The sequence below is a fragment of the uncultured Roseovarius sp. genome, from assembly GCF_947259555.1.
Classification (GTDB): Bacteria; Pseudomonadota; Alphaproteobacteria; order Rhodobacterales; family Rhodobacteraceae; genus Roseovarius.
Window position 1 is genome coordinate 103,104 of the sequence record NZ_CAMYMD010000084.1, and the last position, 23,180, is coordinate 126,283.

Here is a 23,180-nt window from a genome sequence, read left to right on the forward strand (position 1 = left end):
ACAAGTGGCAGGCCATGATCGGCCTGCCACGTTCTCAACGGCATTAGGCGGTTATCGTGCGTTCGGCAGAATCACGATCTCGACACGCCGGTTTTGTGCTTTGCCTTCCGTGGTCAGATTTGACGCGACGGGCTGGTCTTCGCCGCGCCCGAACGCTCTGAGCCTTGCCGAAGATACGCCGCCGGTCATCAACACATCAGCCACGGCATTGGCGCGGCGCTCTGACAGGGTTTGATTGTAGCTCGCCGCGCCATCGCTGTCGGTATGGCCCACGACCTGCACTGTCGTGTCGGGATATTTCTGCAAGCTGCGCGCGACCTTGAAGAGATCGTCGCGCAATACGGGCGTGACGTTGAAACTGTCGACCGCGAAAAGGATGTCCTGCGGCATCGTGAGGATCAGCCGGTCGCCGGTGTTGACGATCTGAACGTCATTGTCGAGTTGCTGGCGCAGTTCCGCCTCTTGCTTGTCCAGCGCGTTGCCAATCGCCGCGCCACCAGCCGCGCCAAGGATGCCACCGATGAGGGCGCCCTTGCCCTTGTCATCGCTGACAATTGCGCCTGTTCCTGCGCCGAGTATCCCGCCCAGAAGCGCGCCTTGCTTGGTTTTCTGATTGGGGTCCGTCCCGTTGACATAGGCCGGGTCGGTGCACGCGGTTGCCAATAGCAGGGACGCGCCGGAAAGAATGAGAAGGGGGTTGCGTGCTCGGATCATGAATTTCGCCTCTTTGATGGACACGCCCGATAGATCGGGATCGACTTGATGATATGCAATAACAACCCCTATCCCAAGGGGTTTTCAGGGGGAAAGACCAGGAATGGCGCGCAGAAATCCGCCTATGCGTCGGCCCTTGCGCTCTCCCATGCGAGGATTGCCCGCTTGACCGGCAGGCCCCAGTGATAGCCGCCAAGCCCCCCCGATTTGCGCAGGGCGCGGTGGCATGGAATTAGAAAGCTGACCGGGTTGCGCCCCACTGCGGTGCCCACTGCACGCACCGCGCGCGGGCTGCCGATGGCCGCGGCGATCTCGGAATAGGTGGTGACATGGCCCGAGGGAATGGCGAGCAGCGCCTCCCAGACCTTGATCTGAAAGGGCGCGCCGATCATGTGCAGCGCGGCCTCCCTCCGCCCGTCGAAGCCCGCCTCGACCCAAGGCGCGATCCTGTCGGGGGCCTCGATATAGGCCGCATCCGGCCAGCGCGCGCGCATATCGGCCATGGTCGCGGCGTGCCCGAACTCTCCGGCAAAGGCCAGGCCGCACAATCCGCGATCCGTGCCCATGGCAAGCGCCTCGCCGAACGGGCTGTCGAACCAACCGTAATGAATGGTCAATCCTGATCCCTTGCGCGCAAACTCCCCGGGGCTCATCGCCTCCCACCGCAGAAAAAGATCATGCAGCCGCCCCGAGCTCGACAGCCCTGCCGCATCGGCTGTCTCCAGCGTCGTGTAGCGCTGCGCCAGAAGATCCTTGGCATGGCCCAACGTCAGGTATTGTTGGTACCGCTTGGGCGAGACCCCAACCCATTGCGAAAACAGGCGCTGGAAATGCGCGGCGCTCATGCCCATTTCGGCGGCCAGATCGTTGAGCGAGAGGGTCTCGTCGCGCCCGTCGATCAATTCGATCGCGCGGCGCATGACATTGAAGTGGTAGCTCTGTTCGAGATCGGTCATCGCATATCCTGACAGCTTTGCCACAAGATAGGCCGGGCGCGCTTGGCGCGCGACCCGAATGTTGCGGATCCCGCCAAATCCCGTCATAGAACGCCAATGGTGCGCCAGCTCGATTATCACACGATCCGCGAGATCTTTACCCGGTTCGAGGCCGCAGAGCCTGAACCCAAGGGCGAGTTGGAACATGTCAACGCCTACACGCTGGTGGTGGCGGTCGCGCTTTCGGCTCAGGCGACCGATGTGGGCGTGAACCGCGCCACGCGCGCGCTGTTCCAAATCGCTGACACGCCGGAAAAGATGCTCGCCCTTGGCGAAGACGCGCTGACCGAGCATATCAAGACCATCGGCCTCTACCGCAACAAGGCCCGCAACGTGATGAAGCTCAGCCGTATCCTCGTGGAGGAGTATGACGGCAACGTGCCCAATTCCCGTGCGGCCCTTCAATCGCTGCCGGGCGTTGGACGCAAGACCGCCAATGTCGTGCTGAACATGTGGTGGCACTACCCGGCGCAGGCCGTGGATACGCACATCTTCCGCGTCGGCAACCGCAGCGGCATCTGCCCGGGAAAGACTGTCGACGCCGTCGAACGCGCCATCGAGGACAATATCCCGGTGGATTTCCAGCGCCACGCGCATCACTGGCTGATCCTGCATGGCCGCTACACCTGCAAGGCCCGCAAACCGATGTGCGGCACCTGCCTCATCCGTGATCTCTGCTTATTCGAGGACAAGACCTTATGACCAAATATCAGGCCGTCGGCATCGGCAATGCCGTGGTGGACGTGATCAGCCAGTGCGACGACGGATTTCTGGCGCGGATGGGCATCGACAAGGGCGTGATGCAGCTGATCGGGACCGAGCGCGCCGAATTTCTCTACGAGAACATGACCGACCGGCGGCAGATGCCGGGCGGCTCGGTGGCCAATACCATCGCGGGACTGGGTGCACTCGGCCTCTCGACCGGCTTCATCGGGCGGGTGAGCGATGATGCTCTGGGCCACTATTACGCACAGGCCATGGCCGAGGTCGGCACCGATTTCGTCAACGCCCCGCGCAGCGACGGTGCACTGCCCACCTCGCGCTCGATGATCTTTGTCTCGCCGGATGGCGAGCGGTCGATGAACACCTATCTGGGGATTTCCACCGAACTGGGCGAGGGCGACGTTTCCGAAGAGGTGGCCGGGCAGGCGGGGCTCCTGTTTCTCGAGGGCTATCTATTCGATAAGCCCAAGGGCAAAGCGGCGTTCGAGCGCGCGGCGCGCGCGGCGCGGGCCGGGGGTGGCAAGGCCGGTATCACGCTGTCCGATCCGTTCTGCGTAGACCGGCACCGCGTCGATTTTCGCGGGCTGTTGCGCGAGCTGGATTACGTCATAGGCAACGAGCACGAATGGTGCGCGCTCTACGAGACCGAGGACCTCGGCGCCGCATTGGAGCAGGCGGCGCAGGAAAGCGGGCTGATCGTCTGCACCCGTTCGGGACAGGACGTGGTGCTGGTCGAGGGTGCGGAAACGGTGACGGTGCCTGTGCAGCGCGTCGAGCCGGTGGACACGACCGGCGCGGGCGATCAATTCGCCGCCGGGTTGCTTTATGGCCTTGCGACACAGCGCCCGCTGGAGGTGGCGGGACGCATGGGCTGTATCGCCGCCGCCGAGGTGATTGGCCACTACGGGGCCCGCCCCGATGCGGACGTCAAGGCGCTCTTTGCCGCCGAAGGGCTGATCTGAGAGGCGTGCAGCCCGTGGCAGGGTCCGGGTTCGAGTATTTTTGCCATAAAGAAACACAAGGGTTTGTTAACCCTGACATGTCATGCTCGAGGTGCGGTACAGGCTGGAGAGCCGATGACCGTCCATGAAGACGCCGCGCCCGGGTGTTGCGTGTGTCAAACCCGGGCGCGCATTTTCATGTTTCTTTATGGTTCCAATACTCCGGGGTGAATTGGCCGCAGGCCAAGAGGAGCAGCGCCCCTCACGCCACAGACACGCTCACTTGTCGCGGAATTGTGCCTCGCGCTTTTCAGCGAAGGCGGCCATGCCCTCTTTCTGGTCTTCGGTCGCAAAGAGCGAGTGGAACACGCGGCGCTCGAACAAGAGCCCTTCGCGCAGCGTGGTCTCGTAGGAGCGGTTGACCGCCTCCTTGGCCGCCATCACCGAGATCTGCGATTTCTCAGCAATTTTCTGCGCCGCCGACATCGCCTCTTCCATGAGCTTTTTGGCGGGCACCACGCGGCTCACCAGACCAGCGCGCTCGGCCTCTTCGGCATCCATGAAGCGGCCCGTCAGGTTCATGTCCATCGCCTTGGACTTGCCCACCAGCCGGGTCAGGCGCTGCGTGCCGCCCAGCCCCGCGATGACGCCGAGATTGATCTCGGGCTGGCCGAATTTGGCGGTGTCCGAACAGATGATGAAATCGCACATCATCGCCAGTTCACAGCCACCCCCAAGGGCATAGCCAGAGACAGCGGCAATGATCGGTTTGCGCACGCGGCAAATCGCGTCGCTGTCATCGGTGAAGAGATCCTCGAGGAAGACATCGACGAATCCCTTGCCGCTCATCATCTTGATGTCGGCCCCGGCCGCAAACGCCTTTTCCGACCCGGTGAGCAGGATGCAGCGCACCTTGTCGTTCTTTTGCGCCTCGCCAAGCGCCTGCGACAGCTCCGACATGAGCTGATCGTTGAGCGCATTGAGGGCATCGGGACGATTGAGTTTGATGAGGGCGACGTGGTCTTCTATTTCGACGATGATCGTCTCATAGGCCATGAAATCAGCTTTCATTTGTTTCCATCAGACCGATTCATTACCACTGTTGGCCGCGCGTTCAACCTATCTTTGACAGCGCGGACAATAGAAACTGGACCGCCCGGACTGCACAACGCGCCCGATCACGCCCTCACATCCCTCCGTCCGGCACGCCTCGCCCTCGCGCCCGTAGACGTCGAAACTGTGCTGGAAATAGCCCAATTCGCCATCCGCCTGCCGGTAATCCCGCAGTGAGGAGCCACCTGCGGTGATCGCGTCCAGCAGCACCTCGCGGATGACGGGTACCAGCCCGCCCGCGCGCCTGCCCGAGATGTTCCCGGCGCGCCTGCGCGGCGAAATGCGCGCGCGAAAAAGCGTCTCGCAGACATAGATATTCCCAAGGCCTGCCACGATCCGCTGATCGAGCAACGCGGATTTGATCGGCGTGTTGCGCCCCTTGAGCATCGCCGCGAGATAGGGCGCGTTAAAATCGTTGCCCAAGGGTTCCGGCCCCAGTTTTGCCAGCAACGGATGCGCCTCTGCCCCGTCCTTAGGCATCAGGTCCATCGCGCCGAAACGGCGCGGATCGTTGAAGGTGATCCGCGCGCCATTTTCCATGTCGAGCACCACGTGATCATGCTTTTCCGGTGCGGGGTGGTCATGCACGAAACGCCCCAGCGGATCGCCCGAGACCAGCATGCGCCCCGACATGCCGAGATGGATGAGCAGCGTCTCGCCCGAGGCAAGATCGGCGAGGATGTATTTCGACCGCCGCCGTAGTATCAGCACCCGCTGCCCGGTCAGCCGCGCGGCCATGTCGGGCGGGAACGGCCAGCGCAGATCAGGGCGGTTGACGGCAGCGCGCGCGATCACCTGCCCCTCCATCACCGGGGCAAGGCCGCGGCGGACTGTCTCAACCTCTGGCAATTCGGGCATTTGGAACCTCGATCAACACAAGCGGCGCATTGTAACCCCCCGTCCGCGCCCTATAAGAAGGGCAGGACACAGGAGCGGCAAGGCCCATGAACGAGAAAACCACGCATTTCGGATTTCAGGATGTGCCCGAGTCAGAGAAGGCCGGGCGCGTGCGAGGGGTCTTTGGCCGCGTGGCGAGCAAATACGACGTGATGAACGATGCGATGAGCCTCGGGATTCACCGCATCTGGAAGGATGCGATGATGGATTGGCTCGCCCCGCGCACGGGCCAACGCCTGCTCGATGTGGCAGGCGGCACCGGCGATATCGCCTTTCGGTTCCTCAAGCGCGCCGGTCGTGGCCATGCCACCGTGCTCGACCTGACCGAGCCGATGCTGGACGAGGGGCGCAAGCGCGCCGAGGCGGAACAGATGGCCGACAGCCTCGATTGGGTGGTGGGCGATGCGATGGCGCTGCCGTTCGAGGACAACAGCTTTGACGTCTACACGATCAGCTTCGGCATCCGTAACGTGACCCGCCCGCAAGAGGCGCTGAACGAGGCGTTTCGCGTGCTCAAGCCCGGCGGGCGGCTGATGGTGTTGGAGTTCAGTCAGATCCCCAATGAGCTGATGCAAAAGGTCTATGATGTCTACAGCTTCAACATCATTCCGCGTCTCGGGCAGGCGATCGCCAATGATCGCGACAGCTATCAGTATCTGGTCGAATCGATCCGCAAGTTCCCCGATCAGGAGACGTTTCTGGGGATGGTCCGACAGGCCGGCTTCGAACAGGCAAAATACCGCAATCTCAGCGTGGGTATCGCTTGTCTGCATTCCGGCTGGAAAATCTGAGCGATGCGCGGACCGCATAATATCCTGCGGCTGATCCGCACCGGTGCCACGCTGGAACGCACCGGGGCCATGGGCCTGATCATGGACGCGTTCGAGGCACCGCCGCTGGTGCGCGGCACCATGCGATTTCTCGCCTGGCCGTTTCAGTGGATGGGCTACAAGGGCGACGAGAGAACCCCGCCCGCGCCCCGCGCGCTGACCGCCCTTGGCCCGGCCTATATCAAGTTCGGCCAGATTCTCAGCACCCGCCCCGATCTGGTGGGCGAGGAGCTGGCCGGGCAATTGCGCGTCTTGCAGGACAAGCTGCCGCCCTTCTCTGTCGATGTGGCCAAGGCGAGCGTTACGCAGGAGTTGGGCAATCTGGTTGAAGAGATGTTCGACGATTTCAGCCCGCCTGTCGCAGCCGCCTCGATCGCGCAGGTCCACAAGGCGCGCCTGCGCGACACCGGCGAGGAGGTCGCCGTAAAGGTGCTCCGCCCGGGGATAGAGAAGGCGTTTCGCCGTGACATAGACGCGTTCTATTTCGCCGCACGCATGGTGGAGTTGCTGGCGCCCGGTGCGCGCCGCCTGCGTCCTACGGACGTGATCGCGCATTTTGAAGGCGTTGTAACGGGCGAGTTGGATCTGCGGCTGGAGGCGGCTTCTGCCTCGGAGTTTGCGGCGAACACTTCGGAGGATGCCGGGTTTCAATTGCCGTCCGTGCAATGGCACCTCTCGTCGCGCCGGGTGATGACGATGGGCTGGGCCGATGGTCTGCCCCTCGGCGACAATGCGGCGCTTGATGCGGCGGGCCATGACCGCGCCGAACTGGGCGAGCGGGTGCTGCAGCTCTTTCTCAACCACGCGCTGCGCGACGGATATTTCCATGCCGACATGCATCAGGGCAATCTCAAGGTCGCGGCGAATGGCGATATCATCGCCTATGATTTCGGCATCATGGGCCATATCGACGAATATACCCGCCGGGTCTATGCCGAGATCCTCTATGGCTTCATCAAACGCGATTACCGCCGTGTCGCCGAGGTGCATTTCGAGGCGGGCTATGTGCCCGCCGACCGCGATGTCGACGCCTTTGCCCGCGCTCTGCGCGCGGTGGGCGAGCCGATATTCGGCATGGATGCCAGCCGGATCTCGATGGGAAGCCTGCTCAGCTATCTCTTCGAGGTGACCGAGCGCTTTGGCATGGAGACGCGCACCGAACTCATCCTGTTGCAACGCACCATGGTGGTGGTCGAGGGTGTCGCCCGGAGCCTCAATCCGCAGATCAATATCTGGCAGGTCGCCCGGCCCGTGGTCGAGGATTACATAAAGAAAACGATCGGCCCGCGTGCCGCATTGCGCGATTTCGGGCGTACCGCAGCCGTGTTGTCGCGCTACGGGCCGCGTCTGCCTGGCCTGGTCGAGGCCGCTCTCATTCGTCAATCTGCGCCGCAGCCTACGCAACAGCAAGTGAGCTGGCCCGAGCGCGCGCTTTGGGCCGGTCTTGGCGTGTTGACAGGAGCCGTTGGTGCGGGCGTTGTGGCGTTTGTGACTTAATTGCAATTTCCCTGCAGGCATTGCGCGAACAAATGCCTTGAGGGGGAAACTCGCATTGCCGCGAGAGGGTCTCGCAGGTATTGTCCAAAAAGCGTTTGATAGCTGATTGGGACGGATGTGAAGTCGATGATGTGCAGATTGCCCAAGGTCTTTGTTGCCCTGTCACTCATGGGGGGAGCGACCGGTGCCTTTGCTGATGACCTTACGACGACGATCACCAACAATTATGGTACCCCGGGCGGCTTGCTCGATATGCCGACGGCTGAAATGGCGCCCGATGCGCAGCTCTCGTCCACGATTGCCTATTTCGACGGTTTCAGCAAAACGACTCTGAGCTTCCAACTGGCGCCGTGGTTTACTGCTAGCTTTCGCTATGCCGGAACAGATGATTTGTCGCCCAACTTCAGCACATTTTATGACCGTAGCTTTGATGTGCGGCTGCGGCTCTTTGAAGAGACGGACTTCTCACCGGCAATCGCAGTTGGCTTGCAGGACTTCGTGGGAACCGGTGTGCTGAGTGCGGAATATCTCGTCGCCACGAAATCCTTTCGAAACCTCCGGGTTACGGGTGGCCTCGGCTGGGGGCGTCTGGGGACGCGAAATTCGTTTGGTGGTGTGGGGTCGCGTACTGCGTTCAACGCGGGCGACACCGGTGGCGATATCAACATCGACAACTGGTTTCAGGGCGACATCGGTGTATTCGCAGGCTTTAGTTACGACTTTAATGAAAAGCTTTCCTTCGCGATGGAGTACTCGTCGGACGGGTATGAGGAAGAGCAGGCAGCCGGTATTTTCGACCGCAGCACTGCCGTGAATTTGGGCATAACCTATAGACTGGGGGATCAGGCAAGCCTGCGTGGCTACTTGCTGCATGGCGAAGAGGTCGGTGTGAACCTGAATTTCGCGATTAATCCCCGCAATATGCCCGTGCCGGGCGGGATGGAGCCCGCGCCGCTTCCGGTGGCGGTGCGTGATCCGGACGCGGCACGCGATCTGGGCTGGCAGAATTCGCCAGACACTCGTTCAAAGATCACCAATTCTCTGGATCAGACGCTTGATCGGGACCGGATCGACCTTGTTGGCCTGCGTCTGGACGGGCGCGCTGCCTATGTTGGTATTCAAAACGAGACATATGACCAGACATCGCAGGCTCTTGGTCGAACGGCGCGGGTGTTGACACGCGTCTTGCCTGCTTCGGTGGAAGATTTTCACATCACCCTTTACACAAAGAGCATGCCCGCCAGCACCGTCAGCTTCCGCCGAACGGATATCGAGCGGCTGGAACATCGCGCAGCTGATCAGGCGCTCGCTGCCGCAACGTTCAGTGACAGCTTGCGGTTTGGCGACCTGCCCGATCCTCTGCCGGGGAAGTTTCCGCGATACGGGTGGGGTATCACACCTTTCACGAGGATCAGTCTCTTCGACCCGGACAATCCGGCGCGCATCGATGTGGCGCTGCGGTTTCAGGCGCAGGCCGAGTTGGGACGGGGCTGGGTGGCTCGTGGCGCGACGTCAATCAAGCTCTTTGGCAATCTTGACGAGACGACCCGCGTCAGCACTTCGCGTCTTCCTCGGGTTCGCTCTGACGCGGCGCTTTATGCTCAAGAGGACGGGCCAAGACTCGATTGGCTGACATTGACAAAATACCTCCGCATTGCGCCTGATGTCTACGCGCGCGGAACGGTCGGATATCTGGAGCAAATGTATGCAGGCGCCTCTACCGAAGTCTTGTGGCGGCCCGTAGATAGCCGCTTGGCTATCGGAGCCGAACTCAACTACGTCAGGCCGCGCGATTTCGACAGCGGTTTTGGCCTGCGCAGCTCTCAGACCGTGAGTGGTGAGATCCCGGACTTCAATGGACATGCGTCGGTCTATTACGATTTTGGTGGCGGCTTTCACGGTCAACTGGACGCCGGCAGGTATCTGGCGGGAGATTGGGGCGTGACCGTCGCCTTGGACCGCGAATTCGCGAATGGCTGGAAAGTCGGTGCGTTCGCGACAAAGACCGATGTATCCGCTCAGGACTTTGGCGAGGGTTCGTTTGACAAGGGCATTCGCATTACGGCGCCTCTGTCGTGGATTCTCGGCAAACCGACGCAGCAGGCACCGACCGCAATCATTCGGTCTCTGACCCGCGATGGCGGGCAGCGGTTGAATGTCAGCGGACGTCTATATGAAACGGTGCGCCCGTCGCACAAGCGCGAAGCCGCCGCGAGCTGGGGGAAGTTCTGGAGATGACATGTAGATCTTTGCCCCGCGCCGCACTCTTTGGCGCCCTTGTTTTGCTTGCTGCGTGTTCCAACCAGCGCAGTTCCGAGAATGTCTTTTCAGCGGCTAAGATCCTCCTTGATCAAAGTGGGACGCCGCCTGTTGCGCCTGATCCAAAGGTCGTCTCGGCGGTCGCACAAGATGCATTGGCCAAGACGAGCGGACCGGTTGCCGTGTACTCGCTGGAGGACCGCAACGCCGTGGCTGTTCTGCGCCCGATTGCACGCAACGGCCCACACCAGACATGGGCGTCATATGGCAGTTCTGACCGGCGCAGCGCCTCGACGCGCAACGGCGTGCTGACCTCGACGCGGGGCTTGGGAAATGATCTCATGTCTTCTCGAATCGAGCCGTTGCTTGCAGTGGTCACCCAGCGTGAAGATGGTGTGGCCACGATTCAACAACGATATCTCGACGGTGAAAACCAGATCGTGACGCTGAAATCCGATTGCAAGATCACCCGTGCCGGTAGCGAAACCCTCCCTGTCGGCGGACGCAATGTCGCCGTGGTGCGCATGACGGCCGAATGTTGGCAGGCTGACCGCAGCGTGACCAATTCCTATCTTGTCGATGGCAACGGCAGAATTGTGCAATCCCGCCATTGGGCCGGTCCGACCATGGGCTATAGTGCGATTCAGATCCTGCGCTAAGCGGCGTCGCTCAGGTCAGATCAGATATTGTTCATCCGTCGGCGGCGCGCGTCGCCCGGAGATAAAGTCGAGCGTGGCCTCGCATCGTTCGGCGCGGAAATATCGCTCCAGCACCTGAGCAAAAACGGGCGCCCCATCCGCTGCCTCGAAGAGCGTGGCGCAGGATTGCAGCTTGAGAGAGTCTATTCCGCCCAGAACCCTCTCGGCGCTTGTGTTCTCGAGTGCGAGCAGCGCCTCGCATGTCTCGATCAGGCGTGGCCCCAGTACTGGATGTGCGAGATAGGCGCGCGCGTGATCCAGATCTTCGATGGCGAAAGATTTGGCAAAACGCGACCGCCCCAGTCCCTTGACCTGCGGCAGTACGAACCACGCCCAATGGGTACGTTTTTCCCCTCTGCCGATCTCTTGAAGGGGCAGGGGCCAGATCTGGTCCTGCGCCTCGACAAACCGCTCCAGATCCATGGCCTTGTCCCCTTTTGTTCAATGCTCGGTCACTTCAAAATGCCGGGCAAGTTTAGCCCATGTTCGCGCGCGCAATCCAGCGCTATATCGTACCCGGCATCGGCATGGCGCATGACCCCGGTTGCAGGGTCGTTCCACAGAACCCGTGCAAGTCGCAGGTCAGCCTCCTCGGTGCCGTCGCAGCAGACAACCATGCCCGAATGTTGACTGAACCCCATGCCAACGCCGCCGCCATGATGCAGGCTGACCCATGTCGCACCGCTTGCACAATTGAGCAGGGCATTGAGAAGAGGCCAATCGCTGACCGCGTCAGAGCCGTCTTTCATGCCCTCAGTCTCGCGGTTCGGGCTGGCAACCGAGCCGCTGTCGAGGTGATCGCGGCCAATCACCACCGGGGCGCTCAACTCGCCGGTGCGAACCATCTCGTTGAAGGCTAGGCCCAGCTTGTGCCGCAGGCCGAGGCCGACCCAGCAAATCCGCGCCGGCAGGCCCTGAAACGCGATCCGCTCGCGCGCCATGTCCAGCCATTTGTGCAGGTGCGGGTCGTCGATCAGCTCTTTTACCTTGGCGTCGGTCTTGTAGATGTCCTCGGGGTCGCCACTCAGGGCACACCAGCGAAATGGCCCGATGCCGCGGCAAAAGAGCGGCCGGATATAGGCGGGTACGAAACCGGGAAACGCAAATGCGTCTTCCAGCCCTTCTTCGAGTGCGACCTGCCGGATGTTGTTTCCGTAATCGAGGGTCGGCACGCCCGCGTTCCAGAAATCAACCATCGCCTGCACTTGCACCCGCATGCTGGCGCGCGCCGCCCGCTCGACTTTCTTTGGGTCGCTCTCCTGACGGGCCTGCCAATCGGCCACGCTCCAGCCTTGCGGCAAATATCCATGGACCGGGTCATGCGCGCTCGTCTGGTCGGTGACCATGTCAGGCTTGACGCCGCGCCGCACCAGCTCTGGAAACACATCCGCCGCATTTGCAATCAGCGCCACCGATTTCGCCTCGCCGGTCTCGCACCAGCGTTCGATCATCGCGAGCGCCTCGTCGAGCGAATGGGTGATTTCATCCACGTAGCGCGTGCGCTTGCGAAATTCGGCGCGCGTCGCGTCGCATTCCACGGCCAGGCAACAGGCCCCCGCCATTACCGCCGCCAGCGGCTGTGCCCCGCCCATGCCGCCCAGACCGGCCGTCAGAATCCATCGCCCGGAAAGACTGCCGTCGTAGTGCTGTCGACCCGCTTCGACAAAAGTCTCGTAGGTGCCCTGCACGATGCCCTGCGAGCCGATATAGATCCATGATCCGGCCGTCATCTGCCCGTACATCATCAGGCCCTTGCGATCCAATTCGCTGAAATGGTCCCAGGTCGCCCAATGTGGTACGAGATTGGAGTTTGCGATCAAAACCCGAGGTGCGTCGGGGTGGGTGCGAAAAACACCGACCGGTTTGCCGGACTGCACAAGCAGGGTCTCATCCGCCTCCAGGTCTTTCAATGCCGCAACGATTCGGTCGAAATCCTCCCATGTCCGCGCGGCGCGCCCGATGCCTCCATAGACCACCAATTCATGGGGGTTCTCGGCTACGTCAGGATGCAGGTTATTCATCAGCATCCGCATCGGCGCCTCCGTCAGCCAGCTCTTGGCACTGATCTCCGGGCCGGTATCGGAATAGATATCACGCGTGTTGTGACGAGGACCAGTCATGTCAGCGCTCCTTTTCGGGCGAGGGTGTCGATTTCCGTGAGAATGGAGGCGAGATAGGGGCGCAGCTTGTCAGCGCGAGCATGCAGATAAGGCCAGGGCGCGACCTCTTCCATGTAGGTCGATTGCGCCAGCTCCATCTGGATGGCGTGCCAACCGTCTTCCGGCCTTCCGTAATGGCGTGTGGTCCAGCCGCCTCTGAACCGACCGTTGAGCACGTGGCTATATCCGTCGGCGGTCCCACAAATCTGCCGAACGGTCTGCTCGATTTCTTTTGCACAGGTCCTGCCGTCGTTGGTCCCGATGTTGAAATCCGGCAGCACGCCCTCGAACAGGAATGGAATGCGCGAGCGTATGGAATGGCAGTCATATAACACTGCCACACCATGTGCTTCACGGACACGACCCAATTCGGCCTCCAGCGCTGCGTGGTAAGGTGCGTGAAACATCTCGCGCCGGTGTTCGACCTCGCCAGCTGACGGAGGGATCTGCCAAATGTCCTGCCCATCGAAATCGGTCACAGGCACAAGGCCGGTCGTATTCTGCCCGGGGTACAGGCTTTGACCCGAGGGATCGCGATTGGCATCGATCACATAGCGATGAACCATGGCGCGCACCGTTGTCACACCACCGAGCAACCCGTCATAGAGCTTGTGAATATTCCAGTCGGTATCCGCCAACGCGCGCCCGCGGTCATTCAGGCGCGCCCGGATCTCTGCCGGTACATACGTGCCCGTATGTGGCAGGCCGAGAATGACCGGTCCATCGCCCCGGACAACTTCAACGGGCTTCATGATCATGCCTTTCACTGTTCCCCAAAATACTCAAGATTATCCCCCCGGCTAAGCGCGAGGCTCAGGCCGGATGCGGTGACCAGTTCTCCATTGCGCACCATATCCGCGGCCGCAGCCAGATCGGGCGCCAGGTAGCGGTCCGTCTCAAGGGCCGGGATGTCCTGGCGCAGCCGTGCGATCACCTTCTTTAGCGCATCGCTTGTTTGCAGCGGCGCGCGATAGCCGATGCCTTGGGCGCCGCAGATTGCCTCGACCCCAAGAATGACGCTCAGGTTGTCATTCATCCGCTTCAGCCTGCGCGCGGCATGTGCGGCCATACTTACATGGTCCTCCTGATTGGCGGAGGTCGGAGTGGAATCGGTCGTGCAGGGGTTGGCGAGGTGCTTGTTCTCGCTCATCAGCGCGGCGGTGGTCACCTCGGCAATCATCATACCCGAATTCAGGCCAGGCTCGGGGGTCAGGAACGGGGGCAGATCGCAACTCAGCGTGGGATCAACCATAAGCGCGACGCGACGTTGCGAAATCGCCCCGACCTCTGAAATCGCCATGGCGATCTGATCGGCCGCAAAGCCAACCGGTTCGGCGTGGAAATTGCCACCCGACACGATCATACCCCCGTCCGGGTGACTCGTGTCGACCAGCACCAGTGGGTTGTCGGTAACGGCGTTGGCCTCAATCTCCAGCACCTCGCCTGCGCGGCGCAAGATATCGATTGCCGCGCCACTGACCTGCGCCTGACACCGGATGCAATAAGGGTCCTGTACGCGCGTATCGTCTTCGCGGTGGCTCTCACGGATGGCGGAGCCCTCCATGAGCGCGGCTTGGGCGCGGGCGGTGTCGATCTGTCCGGGATGCCCGCGAAGCGCATGGATCTCCGCAACCAGCGGGGCGGTCGATCCCATGATCGCATCCGTCGAGAGGGCGGCGGTCACCACGCAGGTCTGCGCATTGCGCCAGGCCGTCCAGAGCCCGGTCAAGGCGCAAGCGGTCGAGAATTGCGTGCCGTTGATGAGGGCGAGCCCCTCTTTCGGCCCGAGGCGGATCGGCGCGAGCCCGGCGCGGATAAGCGCCTCGGCAGCGGGGAGCCGCGCGCCCTTGTGACATGCCTCGCCCGCGCCGATCATCGCGGCGGCCATGTGGGCCAGCGGAGCCAGATCGCCCGATGCCCCGACAGAGCCTTGGTCCGGGATGACGGGGGTCACATCTGCGGCGAGCATGTCTTCGATCAGTTCGATTGTTTGCCATGCCACGCCCGAAGCACCGCGCCCGAGGCTCATCAACTTGAGAACCATCATCAATCGGGTTGTGGCGATATCGAGCGCCTCGCCGACGCCGCAGCAATGTGACAAGATGAGATTGCGCTGCAACGCGTCGGTTTTCTCGGGGGCAATCTTGACGCTGGCGAGTTTGCCAAACCCGGTGTTCACACCATACACTGCCGTATGTCCGGACGCCGCGCGTGCGACAAGCGCATGTGCAGCGAGAACAGAGGGCTTGGCCTCCCGGCTCAGTCGAACCGCGCTGTTGGTGCGCCAGATTGCCTCCAGCGTGGTCAGGCCTACACGGCCCGGTGTCACGACTTCCGTCATCCTTCACCCCCAAAAATGCGCCTGTGTAGCGGGTTGAAGCCGATGCGATAGGCCAGCTCGGCCGGTTGCTCGACATTCCAGATCGCCAGATCGGCGCGTTTGCCTGTTTCGATCACGCCGCAGTCGCCCATCCCGAGCGCCTGCGCGGCATGCCGGGTCACACCTGCGAGCGCCTCTTCCGGGGTCATCCGAAAGAGCGTGCAGCCCATGTTCATGGTCAACAAGAGAGAGGACATGGGCGATGAGCCGGGGTTGCAATCCGTGGCGAGGGCCATTGGCACGCCGTGGGTGCGAAACGCTTGGATCGGTGGCACTTGTGTCTCTCGTAGCGTATAGAACGCGCCGGGGAGGATCACCGCGACGCTGCCCGCCTGCGCGAGCGCTCTGGCGTCGTCTTCGGTGGCATATTCCACATGATCCGCAGAAAGCGCCCCGTAGCGGGCGGCGAGGCGCGTGCCACCCAAATGGCTGAGTTGCTCTGCGTGCAGTTTGACGGGCAGGCCAAGTTCTTTCGCCTTGTCAAAGACTTGTGCGATTTCCGCCGGTGCAAACGCGATGCCTTCGCAGAACCCGTCCACGGCATCGGCCAGGCCCGCCGCGTGTGCCGCCTCTAGTGCGGGGATGCATACCTCGGAAACATACGCTTGCGGATCGTTCTTGTATTCCTTTGGGGTGGCATGTGCCCCGAGGAAGGATGTCTTGATACGAACTTTGCGCTCGTTTTCGATGGCGCGGGCGACGCGCAGCATTTTCAGCTCTGTCTCGATGTCGAGACCATAGCCTGATTTGACCTCGATGACCGCGGCGCCTTCGGCAATCAGCGCATCTGCAAAGCGCAATGCATTGGCCAGCAACACCTCCTCGGACGCGCCGCGTGTCGCCAGCACTGTGGAGACAATTCCGCCTCCTGCACGCGCGACGTCTTCATAACTCGCGCCGTTCAGGCGCATCTCGAATTCGCCGGCGCGATTGCCTCCATGCACGATGTGGGTGTGGCAGTCGATCAACGCGGGTGTGACCAGGCGCCCGCCCAGATCTTCTTGCGGGCCGCGATAGTCGCGCGGCAGGTCGGCCTCAGACCCCACCCAGGCGATTTGGTCCTTCTCGATCACGAGGGCGCCATGCTCGATCAGGCCGTAGGCGGTGTTTCCCGCCAGCGTCGCCATCCGCGCATTTCTGAATAACATGGCCATTGCTTTCTTGATTTCCGAGTCGATTTCTGAAAATTATGTCTATACATAATAATCTGTCAAGACTGGATCATGTCATGCCGCGACTTTGGGCCGCTCAGGCGCTCTTGCCCTCGGGTTGGGCGCGCAATGTATTGGTGGAAATTGATGAAACGGGGAGGGTCGCCCGCGTCTCACCGGAGGCGCCGCCGGCAGGTTACCGGACCGGTATTCTGCTGCCTGCGCCGGTCAACGCCCACTCGCACGCGTTTCAGCGTGCGATGGCGGGCCTGACCGAAACACGCGGTCCCGATCCGCGCGACACGTTCTGGACCTGGCGTCAGTTGATGTATCGGTTTCTGGATCGTCTGACGCCGGAACAAGTGCAGGCCATCGCGGCGCTCGTTCAGATGGAGATGCTGGAGGCGGGCTATTCCACGAATGTCGAATTTCATTACTTGCACCACCAGCCCGGCGGCGTACCATATGACGATCCGGCGGAAATGGCGCAGCGTATCGCGGCAGCGGCGCAGGAGACCGGGATCGGGCTGACGCTGTTGCCCGTTCAGTACGAATTCGGTGGCGTAGATCGTCGTCCCTTGGGGCACGGTCAGGTCCGGTTCGGCAATGATCCCGATCAGTTCGCACGATTGGTCGATGCCTGTGGCGTGGCCCTTCGGGGATTGCAATCTGACGCTCGATTGGGCGTGGCCCCCCACAGCATACGTGCGGTGACGCCCGAGGCCATCGCCGGTGCCGCCTCGCTGGCCTTGGGTGGCCCGATCCACATGCATCTGGCCGAGCAGCAGGCCGAGGTCGATGAGGTGCACGCCGCGTATGGCGCACGCCCCGTGGAGTGGCTGTTGGGTCATGTCGATATTTCCACCCAATGGTGTCTTATCCACTGCACGCAGATGCGACCGGAGGAGACGCGCGCGCTTGCCCGCACCGGCGCGGTTGCCGGGCTATGCCCCATCACGGAGTCGAACCTCGGCGATGGCATTTTCGACGGGCTGCGGTGGATGGATGCGCAGGGCCGGGTCGCCATCGGATCGGACTCCAATGTCCGGATCTCCCTCGCAGAAGAATTGCGTACGCTCGAGTACTCGCAACGCTTGCGCGATCACTCCCGTGCCGCGTTCGCCACGCCATCGCAGTCCACCGGGCGGCGATTGCTGGAGGCCGTTGCCGCAGGCGGCGCGCAGGCTGCCGGTCGCGAGAGCGGGCAGATCGCGCCGGGGCAGTTCGCCGATCTCATGGCGCTTGACGGCGACCATGTCGATCTGGCGGACCGTAGCGGCGACACTTGTCTCGATATCTGGATCTTTGCCGGTGATGACCATATGGTGCGCGATGTCTGGGCCGCTGGCCGCCATGTGGTACAGGACGGGCGGCACATCGCCCGGGACAGCATCGTCCACGCCTATGCCAGGGCGATGAAGCCATTGCGGGATGCGCTATGACTGAGTTGCAATTCAACAGTTGGCAGACGATTCAGGACGAGGTGCTGCGCCGTATCCACGTGCGTGATTGGCCGCCGGGCGCGGTCATTCCCAACGAGGCCGATCTGGCGAAGGAATTCGGGTGCGCGCGCGCGACGGTCAATCGTGCCCTGCGCGCCCTTGCCGAGGCCGGTATTCTGGAGCGGCGCCGCAAGGCGGGCACGCGCGTGGCCCTGCACCCCGTCAGTCGTGCCACCGTGGATATTCCGATCATTCGGCAGGAGATTACCGGGCGTGGGCAAGCCTATGACTATCGCTGTATGAGCCGGAGCGTGACGCGTCCTCCGTCGCGGGTGATCGATCGGCTTGGTATCCAGGGCGGCGTCGATTGCCTGCACGTGACCGCCTTGCATCTTGCCTCGGGCGCGCCTTTTGTGTTCGAGGATCGATGGATCAACCTCGCCACCGCTCCTGACGCCGCGGAGCAGAGCTTTGACGCGCTCAGTGCAAATGAATGGCTGTTGGCCAACATTCCCTATACTCACGGTGATATCCGCTTTGCCGCCGAAGCGGCGTCCGAGCATGATGCGACGGTCCTCGAGACAAGTCACGGTGAGCCGGTCTTTGTCATGGAGCGGGTGACATGGGATCATGATCGGGCGATCACCTTTGCGCGGCTTTGCTACGCGCCGGGCTATGGAATCGTCACGCGATTCGGGTCCGCGCCCTGAGATCTGCTCGCGTTGATGACCATGGACGGGTGCATCTGCTTGGGCTATCAGGCAGGCGATAAAGATCATCGCGAGAGGCACCGCATGTCCGGCCATAGCCCCCCCACTCCAATGACGTCCCATCGTTGCGGGCCGCTTTCCGGCCGTGCCGATGTTCCCGGCGACAAGTCGATTTCGCATCGGTCTCTAATCCTTGGAGCGCTTTGTGTTGGTGAGACGGTCATCACTGGATTGCTCGAGGGCGAGGATGTTCTGGATACAGCCAAGGCGATGCGCGCATTCGGGGCGGAGGTCACATGCGACCCAGAAGGCATGTGGCATGTGCGCGGTGTCGGCGTGGGTGGCTTTGCGGAACCTTCTCAAGTGGTCGACTGTGGCAATTCCGGCACCGGCGTGCGCCTGATAATGGGGGCAATGGCGACCTCGCCGATAACCGCGACGTTCACAGGTGACGACAGCCTCAACAAGCGGCCCATGGAACGCATCACAGACCCTCTTACGCTGTTTGGCGCGCGCGCGGTGGGGCGCACAGGTGGTCGGCTGCCCATGACAATCGTGGGCGCGACGAGCCCCGTTCCGGTGCGCTACGAGGTGCCGGTGCCCTCCGCTCAGGTGAAATCGGCGGTGCTTTTTGCCGGACTTAATGCGCCGGGGCAGACCATCGTTGTTGAGCGCGAGGCGACGCGCGATCATACCGAGAGAATGCTTGCGGGGTTCGGGGCCGACATCACCTCCGAGGAGACGAGCGAGGGGCGGATCATCACCCTGACTGGCCAGCCCGAGCTGACGCCGCAATCCATCGTCGTCCCGCGCGATCCCTCGTCCGCCGCCTTCCCGGTCTGTGCCGCGCTTATCGTGCCCGGCTCGGACGTTCTCGTTCCGAATATCGGCCTCAATCCAACGCGGGCGGGTCTCTTCACGACACTGCGCGAGATGGGCGCCGACCTGACCTATGAGAACATGCGGGAAGAGGGCGGCGAACCCGTGGCGGACCTGCGCGCGCGGTTTTCGCCCGACCTTGTTGGTGTCGAGGTGCCGCCGGAGCGCGCCGCCAGCATGATCGACGAATATCCGGTTCTGTCGGTGGTGGCGGCTTTCGCACGCGGCGAGACCGTCATGCGGGGCGTCAAGGAATTGCGCGTCAAGGAAAGCGACCGTATCGACGCGATGGCCGAGGGCCTGCGTGCCGGCGGGGTCGAGGTCGAAGATGGTCCGGACTGGTGGATCGTAACGGGCCTTGGGCATGGCAACGTGCCGGGCGGACAGATCTGCGTCAGCCACCTCGACCACAGGATCGCCATGTCCTTTATCGTGATGGGAATGGCGACGAACGAGCCTGTGAGCGTTGACGACGCAAGCCCGATCGCCACCTCTTTTCCGATCTTCGAAGGTTTGATGGCGCGGCTTGGGGCGGATATCCGGCGGTCGTGACGTGGTGTCCGCGCAAACCGGCGAGGGATGTCGGTACAGGTGCATTGGCGAATTCCCGTCGCGCAAAAGAGCGTGATACTTTCGTGAGGCCCATTGTCGATGCGTGAGCCTGCGCCATAGACTCGTAATATGGATGAAATCAAATCAGGCCACGCTGTGCCCACGCCCCCGCCTGTCAAAGTCGGGCTCTACAGAAGCGCACTGCGGATCTTCGCGCTTTTGGGGCTCGCCTTTGCCTTGCACGAAATCTTTGTCTGGGCCGAGGGCTGGATTGCGGCGAACGATTATGGCTGGGCCATGCCTGGCCTGCTGGTCGCGGTTTTGGTGATATACGCGGTCCTGATCGCCATTCCGTTCGTGCCTGGAATAGAAATCGGCCTGATGGTGCTGGCTGCGGGCGGTTCAGGCATTGCGCCGCTTGTCTGGATTGCTACCGCGTCGGGGCTGACCCTCGCCTACATGGTCGGATGCAAAGTGCCCTACACATGGTTGCACCGGGTTCTGCTCGATCTGCATCTGACCCGTGCATGCCAATTTCTGGAACGATTCGAGGCCCTTCCGGTCGAAGAGCGTGCGGCCTTTGTTCAGGCCTTGCTGCCCCTTCGTCATCTGGGCTGGGTGGTGAAATATCGTTATCTCAATCTGGCTCTCCTGATCAATATTCCCGGAAATTCAATGATTGGCGGTGGCGGCGGGATCGCCTTTGTCTCGGGGGTGTCCGGCATGTTCCGGGTGCCGTTGGTGATGGTCACAATCGTGGTTGCAACGGCGCCAGTCCCTCTGGCAATCTGGCTCTTTGGATGGTCGTTTTCCGGATCCTGAGGCATGAGCGTGCCGCGTGATGGCGATTTTCTGACGCTTGTAGGCTGTCAGCCTAGCGCCTATGGCTTATGTTCCGCCTCAACCATTTGCGTCAGCATCAGGATACTTCACATGTCGACCGATCCCCTTGTCGTTTTTACCCCCTCGGGCAAGCGTGGACGCTTTCCCAAGGGCACACCGGTTCTGACAGTTGCGCGACAGTTGGGGGTCGATCTTGATTCGGTCTGCGGCGGGCGCGGTATCTGCTCGAAATGCCAGATCACGCCGGGCTATGGCGCGTTTTCCAAGCATGGCGTGACGGTGCATGAGGATGCGCTCTCGGAGTGGAACAGCGTCGAGGAGCGCTATGACCAGAAGCGCGGGCTGAAGCCGGGGCGGCGTCTGGGGTGCCAGGCGCAGGTCATGGGCGATGTTGTGATCGACGTGCCGGCTGAATCCCAGGTCCACAAGCAGGTGGTGCGAAAGGCCGCCTCGGCCCGGGTGATCGCGATGGACCCAGGCACCAAGCTCTATTTCGTGGAGGTCGAAGAAGCCGACATGCACGAGCCGACCGGCGACCTAGAGCGGCTGGCGCGGGCGCTCAAGGCTGAATGGGGCATCGACGCCATCCGCGCCGACCTGACGCTGCTCTCGAAACTGCAACCGGTGCTGCGCAAGGGCAAGTACCAGGTGACGGTGGCGCTGCATCGCGGCCATGCCGGGGATGCCGCGCAGGTACTGGAAATCTGGCCGGGTCTGCATGAGGACGGGCTTTATGGCCTCGCCATCGATCTCGGATCGACCACCGTCGCCGCGCATCTGACGGATCTGGTGACCGGTGAGGTCAAGGCGTCGTCGGGCATCATGAACCCGCAGATCCGCTTTGGCGAAGACCTGATGAGCCGGGTCAGCTATTCGATGATGAACCCCGGCGGCGACAAGGAGATGACGGCGGCGGTGCGTGATGCCATCAATACGCTGGCCGAGGAGATCGCCAAGGAGGCGGAGATCGACGCAGGGTTGATCGTCGAGACGGTGTTCGTCTGCAACCCGGTGATGCACCATCTGCTGTTGGGGATCGACCCGGTGGAACTGGGGCAGGCGCCCTTTGCGCTCGCGACGTCAAGCAGTCTGACCTTGGGTGCCAAAGAGCTTGATCTTGCCGCCATCAACCCGCGCGCTCAGGTCTATATCCTGCCCTGCATCGCGGGCCACGTGGGGGCGGATTGCGCCGCTGTGGCACTGTCGGAAGAGCCGGGAAAATCCGAAGACCTCGCGCTCATCGTCGATGTCGGCACCAATGCCGAGATCCTGCTGGGCGACAAGACCCGGGTGCTGGCTTGCTCTTCTCCCACGGGGCCTGCTTTCGAGGGTGCGCAGATTTCCAGCGGTCAGCGCGCGGCACCGGGGGCGATCGAGGCCATCCGCATCGACGCCGAGACCAAAGAGCCGCGTTTCCGCGTCATCGGCTCCGACAAGTGGTCCGACGAGGACGGCTTTGACGACGAGGTGGGCGCGGGCGGAATCACCGGCATCTGCGGATCGGGGATCATCGAGGCGGTGGCGGAACTGCGCATGGCGGGGCTTTTGGACGAGAGCGGCCTGCTCGGCTCGGCCGAGGCCACCGGCACGGCGCGGATGATCCCCGAGGGGCGCACGCATGCCTATCTCATCCATGACAGCACAGAGCATGGCGGGCCGCGTGTGACCGTGACACAGGGCGATATCCGGGCCATCCAGCTTGCCAAATCCGCGCTTTATGCGGGCGCGCGCTTGTTGATGGACGAGCGTGGTGTGGACAAGGTGGACCGGGTGGTGCTGGCCGGGGCCTTTGGCGCGCATATCTCGCCGCTGCATGCGATGGTTCTGGGGATGATCCCCGACGTGCCGCTGGACAAGGTGACATCGGCAGGGAATGCCGCCGGAACCGGTGCGCGCATCGCGCTGTGCAACGTGGCTGCGCGGCGCGAGATCGAGCGCGTGGTGGGCGAGATCACCAAGGTCGAGACCGCAATCGAGCCGAAATTCCAGGAACATTTCGTCGCCGCCAACGCGATCCCGCACAAGACCGACCCGTTCCCGGAACTGGCCAAGATCGTGCCGTTGCCAAGCCCGTCCTTCAACACCCATGGCGACGGCAGCGATGGCGGACGGCGCAAGCGCAGACGGGGGTAGGCGGGGTCACGGTTCGGGTTCGAGATTGTGCCGTCGGGTTGTTTGGGCTTTTTGGCGTTGATCGAACGTTCAGGTGCAGAACCAATGCGCGGAATCAAGGTGCCGCAGGCACCGCCGCGCAGCGCCCGACCGCCCCCTCGGGCGGGCGCTTTTGCAACGTTTCAAGCCATTGAAAACGCGGGAGTGCTTGGCTGGCATAAAGTGCGATCCACAGAGGTTGCTGCGCCCACCCGGCGGTCAGGCACCGCGCGGCTTGTCTCGTTA

The 23,180-nt window shown here is 62.3% G+C and carries 20 protein-coding genes; 11 read left to right on the forward strand and 9 right to left on the reverse strand.

Annotated features, from left to right (window positions below):
* Positions 1-51: 51 nt before the first annotated feature.
* Together Q0X85_RS14090 and Q0X85_RS14095 are read right to left on the reverse strand one after the other, a co-directional pair.
* Entirely contained in the window at positions 52-714 is a 663-nt protein-coding gene (locus Q0X85_RS14090) for an OmpA family protein (RefSeq protein ID WP_297772899.1), read from the reverse strand.
* Between the two features lie 122 nt (positions 715-836).
* Positions 837-1,670 carry a bifunctional helix-turn-helix domain-containing protein/methylated-DNA--[protein]-cysteine S-methyltransferase gene (locus tag Q0X85_RS14095; protein WP_297772900.1) on the reverse strand — a complete coding sequence of 278 codons (834 nt, stop codon included), beginning with the start codon at positions 1,668-1,670 and terminating at the stop codon, positions 837-839.
* 96 nt (positions 1,671-1,766) lie between these two features.
* On the opposite strand from Q0X85_RS14095, the gene nth reads away from it, so the two are divergent.
* Both nth and Q0X85_RS14105 read left to right on the forward strand, forming a co-directional pair.
* Complete coding sequence (gene nth, locus Q0X85_RS14100) at positions 1,767-2,411, forward strand: endonuclease III (RefSeq protein WP_297772902.1); 645 nt, start codon at positions 1,767-1,769, stop codon at positions 2,409-2,411.
* A complete protein-coding gene (locus tag Q0X85_RS14105) occupies positions 2,408-3,394 on the forward strand; it encodes an adenosine kinase (protein WP_297772904.1) in 987 nt (328 codons plus the stop codon). Before nth ends, Q0X85_RS14105 begins: the two co-directional genes overlap by 4 nt.
* A gap of 258 nt (positions 3,395-3,652) precedes the next feature.
* Here the strand turns inward: Q0X85_RS14105 and Q0X85_RS14110 are convergent, their stop codons facing one another.
* Both Q0X85_RS14110 and mutM read right to left on the reverse strand, forming a co-directional pair.
* Positions 3,653-4,429, reverse strand: a complete 777-nt coding sequence (locus Q0X85_RS14110) for an enoyl-CoA hydratase (protein ID WP_297772942.1) — start codon at positions 4,427-4,429, stop codon at positions 3,653-3,655.
* A 63-nt stretch (positions 4,430-4,492) separates the two neighbouring features.
* Positions 4,493-5,344 carry a bifunctional DNA-formamidopyrimidine glycosylase/DNA-(apurinic or apyrimidinic site) lyase gene (gene mutM, locus Q0X85_RS14115; RefSeq protein ID WP_297772905.1) on the reverse strand — a complete coding sequence of 284 codons (852 nt, stop codon included), beginning with the start codon at positions 5,342-5,344 and terminating at the stop codon, positions 4,493-4,495.
* Between the two features lie 86 nt (positions 5,345-5,430).
* On the opposite strand from mutM, the gene ubiE reads away from it, so the two are divergent.
* The 4 genes from ubiE (at position 5,431) to Q0X85_RS14135 (ending at position 10,628) form a co-directional block, all read left to right on the forward strand.
* Positions 5,431-6,174: a bifunctional demethylmenaquinone methyltransferase/2-methoxy-6-polyprenyl-1,4-benzoquinol methylase UbiE gene (ubiE, locus tag Q0X85_RS14120; protein WP_297772906.1), complete on the forward strand. Its 744-nt coding sequence runs from the start codon at positions 5,431-5,433 to the stop codon at positions 6,172-6,174.
* A gap of 3 nt (positions 6,175-6,177) precedes the next feature.
* The gene (ubiB, locus tag Q0X85_RS14125) at positions 6,178-7,710 is read left to right on the forward strand and encodes a 2-polyprenylphenol 6-hydroxylase (protein WP_297772909.1); all 1,533 of its coding nucleotides are present in this window, start codon (positions 6,178-6,180) and stop codon (positions 7,708-7,710) included.
* Between the two features lie 126 nt (positions 7,711-7,836).
* Complete coding sequence (locus Q0X85_RS14130) at positions 7,837-9,948, forward strand: YjbH domain-containing protein (protein ID WP_297772911.1); 2,112 nt, start codon at positions 7,837-7,839, stop codon at positions 9,946-9,948.
* Between the two features lie 44 nt (positions 9,949-9,992).
* On the forward strand, positions 9,993-10,628 hold the full coding sequence (locus tag Q0X85_RS14135) for a YjbF family lipoprotein (protein WP_297772943.1): 636 nt from the start codon (positions 9,993-9,995) through the stop codon (positions 10,626-10,628).
* 15 nt (positions 10,629-10,643) lie between these two features.
* Here the strand turns inward: Q0X85_RS14135 and Q0X85_RS14140 are convergent, their stop codons facing one another.
* From Q0X85_RS14140 to hutI, 5 genes are read right to left on the reverse strand one after another with little or no spacing between them, the layout of a single operon-like run.
* Positions 10,644-11,090 carry a DUF1810 domain-containing protein gene (locus Q0X85_RS14140; protein WP_297772913.1) on the reverse strand — a complete coding sequence of 149 codons (447 nt, stop codon included), beginning with the start codon at positions 11,088-11,090 and terminating at the stop codon, positions 10,644-10,646.
* A gap of 29 nt (positions 11,091-11,119) precedes the next feature.
* On the reverse strand, positions 11,120-12,787 hold the full coding sequence (gene hutU, locus Q0X85_RS14145; protein ID WP_297772916.1) for a urocanate hydratase: 1,668 nt from the start codon (positions 12,785-12,787) through the stop codon (positions 11,120-11,122).
* Positions 12,784-13,578: an N-formylglutamate deformylase gene (hutG, locus tag Q0X85_RS14150; RefSeq protein ID WP_297772918.1), complete on the reverse strand. Its 795-nt coding sequence runs from the start codon at positions 13,576-13,578 to the stop codon at positions 12,784-12,786. The genes hutU and hutG overlap by 4 nt, the downstream gene beginning before the upstream one ends.
* Positions 13,579-13,589: 11 nt before the next feature.
* The gene (gene hutH, locus Q0X85_RS14155; protein ID WP_297772920.1) at positions 13,590-15,167 is read right to left on the reverse strand and encodes a histidine ammonia-lyase; all 1,578 of its coding nucleotides are present in this window, start codon (positions 15,165-15,167) and stop codon (positions 13,590-13,592) included.
* Entirely contained in the window at positions 15,164-16,354 is a 1,191-nt protein-coding gene (hutI, locus tag Q0X85_RS14160) for an imidazolonepropionase (RefSeq protein ID WP_297772923.1), read from the reverse strand. Before hutI ends, hutH begins: the two co-directional genes overlap by 4 nt.
* An 80-nt stretch (positions 16,355-16,434) precedes the next feature.
* Between hutI and Q0X85_RS14165 the strand changes: the two genes are divergently transcribed.
* From Q0X85_RS14165 to Q0X85_RS14185, 5 genes are all read left to right on the forward strand, one after another.
* Entirely contained in the window at positions 16,435-17,799 is a 1,365-nt protein-coding gene (locus Q0X85_RS14165) for a formimidoylglutamate deiminase (RefSeq protein WP_297772925.1), read from the forward strand.
* Positions 17,796-18,509: a UTRA domain-containing protein gene (locus Q0X85_RS14170; protein WP_297772928.1), complete on the forward strand. Its 714-nt coding sequence runs from the start codon at positions 17,796-17,798 to the stop codon at positions 18,507-18,509. Before Q0X85_RS14165 ends, Q0X85_RS14170 begins: the two co-directional genes overlap by 4 nt.
* A gap of 84 nt (positions 18,510-18,593) precedes the next feature.
* Positions 18,594-19,940 (forward strand): 3-phosphoshikimate 1-carboxyvinyltransferase, encoded by a 1,347-nt coding sequence (gene aroA, locus Q0X85_RS14175; RefSeq protein ID WP_297772930.1) that lies wholly within the window; start codon positions 18,594-18,596, stop codon positions 19,938-19,940.
* A gap of 129 nt (positions 19,941-20,069) precedes the next feature.
* Complete coding sequence (locus tag Q0X85_RS14180; RefSeq protein WP_297772932.1) at positions 20,070-20,762, forward strand: hypothetical protein; 693 nt, start codon at positions 20,070-20,072, stop codon at positions 20,760-20,762.
* A 111-nt stretch (positions 20,763-20,873) separates the two neighbouring features.
* A complete protein-coding gene (locus Q0X85_RS14185; RefSeq protein WP_297772933.1) occupies positions 20,874-22,916 on the forward strand; it encodes an ASKHA domain-containing protein in 2,043 nt (680 codons plus the stop codon).
* Positions 22,917-23,180 lie beyond the last annotated feature (264 nt).

Excerpts from the sequence above, each read along its gene's own strand:
- Q0X85_RS14090 (WP_297772899.1), bottom strand. The coding sequence starts at position 714 with ATGATCCGAGCACGCAACCCCCTTCTCATTCTTTCCGGCGCGTCCCTG.
- Q0X85_RS14095 (WP_297772900.1), bottom strand. The coding sequence starts at position 1,670 with ATGACCGATCTCGAACAGAGCTACCACTTCAATGTCATGCGCCGCGCG.
- nth (WP_297772902.1), top strand. The coding sequence starts at position 1,767 with ATGGTGCGCCAGCTCGATTATCACACGATCCGCGAGATCTTTACCCGG.
- Q0X85_RS14105 (WP_297772904.1), top strand. The coding sequence starts at position 2,408 with ATGACCAAATATCAGGCCGTCGGCATCGGCAATGCCGTGGTGGACGTG.
- Q0X85_RS14110 (WP_297772942.1), bottom strand. The coding sequence starts at position 4,429 with ATGGCCTATGAGACGATCATCGTCGAAATAGAAGACCACGTCGCCCTC.
- mutM (WP_297772905.1), bottom strand. The coding sequence starts at position 5,344 with ATGCCCGAATTGCCAGAGGTTGAGACAGTCCGCCGCGGCCTTGCCCCG.
- ubiE (WP_297772906.1), top strand. The coding sequence starts at position 5,431 with ATGAACGAGAAAACCACGCATTTCGGATTTCAGGATGTGCCCGAGTCA.
- ubiB (WP_297772909.1), top strand. The coding sequence starts at position 6,178 with ATGCGCGGACCGCATAATATCCTGCGGCTGATCCGCACCGGTGCCACG.
- Q0X85_RS14130 (WP_297772911.1), top strand. The coding sequence starts at position 7,837 with ATGATGTGCAGATTGCCCAAGGTCTTTGTTGCCCTGTCACTCATGGGG.
- Q0X85_RS14140 (WP_297772913.1), bottom strand. The coding sequence starts at position 11,090 with ATGGATCTGGAGCGGTTTGTCGAGGCGCAGGACCAGATCTGGCCCCTG.
- hutU (WP_297772916.1), bottom strand. The coding sequence starts at position 12,787 with ATGACTGGTCCTCGTCACAACACGCGTGATATCTATTCCGATACCGGC.
- hutG (WP_297772918.1), bottom strand. The coding sequence starts at position 13,578 with ATGAAGCCCGTTGAAGTTGTCCGGGGCGATGGACCGGTCATTCTCGGC.
- hutH (WP_297772920.1), bottom strand. The coding sequence starts at position 15,167 with ATGACGGAAGTCGTGACACCGGGCCGTGTAGGCCTGACCACGCTGGAG.
- hutI (WP_297772923.1), bottom strand. The coding sequence starts at position 16,354 with ATGTTATTCAGAAATGCGCGGATGGCGACGCTGGCGGGAAACACCGCC.
- Q0X85_RS14165 (WP_297772925.1), top strand. The coding sequence starts at position 16,435 with ATGCCGCGACTTTGGGCCGCTCAGGCGCTCTTGCCCTCGGGTTGGGCG.
- Q0X85_RS14170 (WP_297772928.1), top strand. The coding sequence starts at position 17,796 with ATGACTGAGTTGCAATTCAACAGTTGGCAGACGATTCAGGACGAGGTG.
- aroA (WP_297772930.1), top strand. The coding sequence starts at position 18,594 with ATGTCCGGCCATAGCCCCCCCACTCCAATGACGTCCCATCGTTGCGGG.
- Q0X85_RS14180 (WP_297772932.1), top strand. The coding sequence starts at position 20,070 with ATGGATGAAATCAAATCAGGCCACGCTGTGCCCACGCCCCCGCCTGTC.
- Q0X85_RS14185 (WP_297772933.1), top strand. The coding sequence starts at position 20,874 with ATGTCGACCGATCCCCTTGTCGTTTTTACCCCCTCGGGCAAGCGTGGA.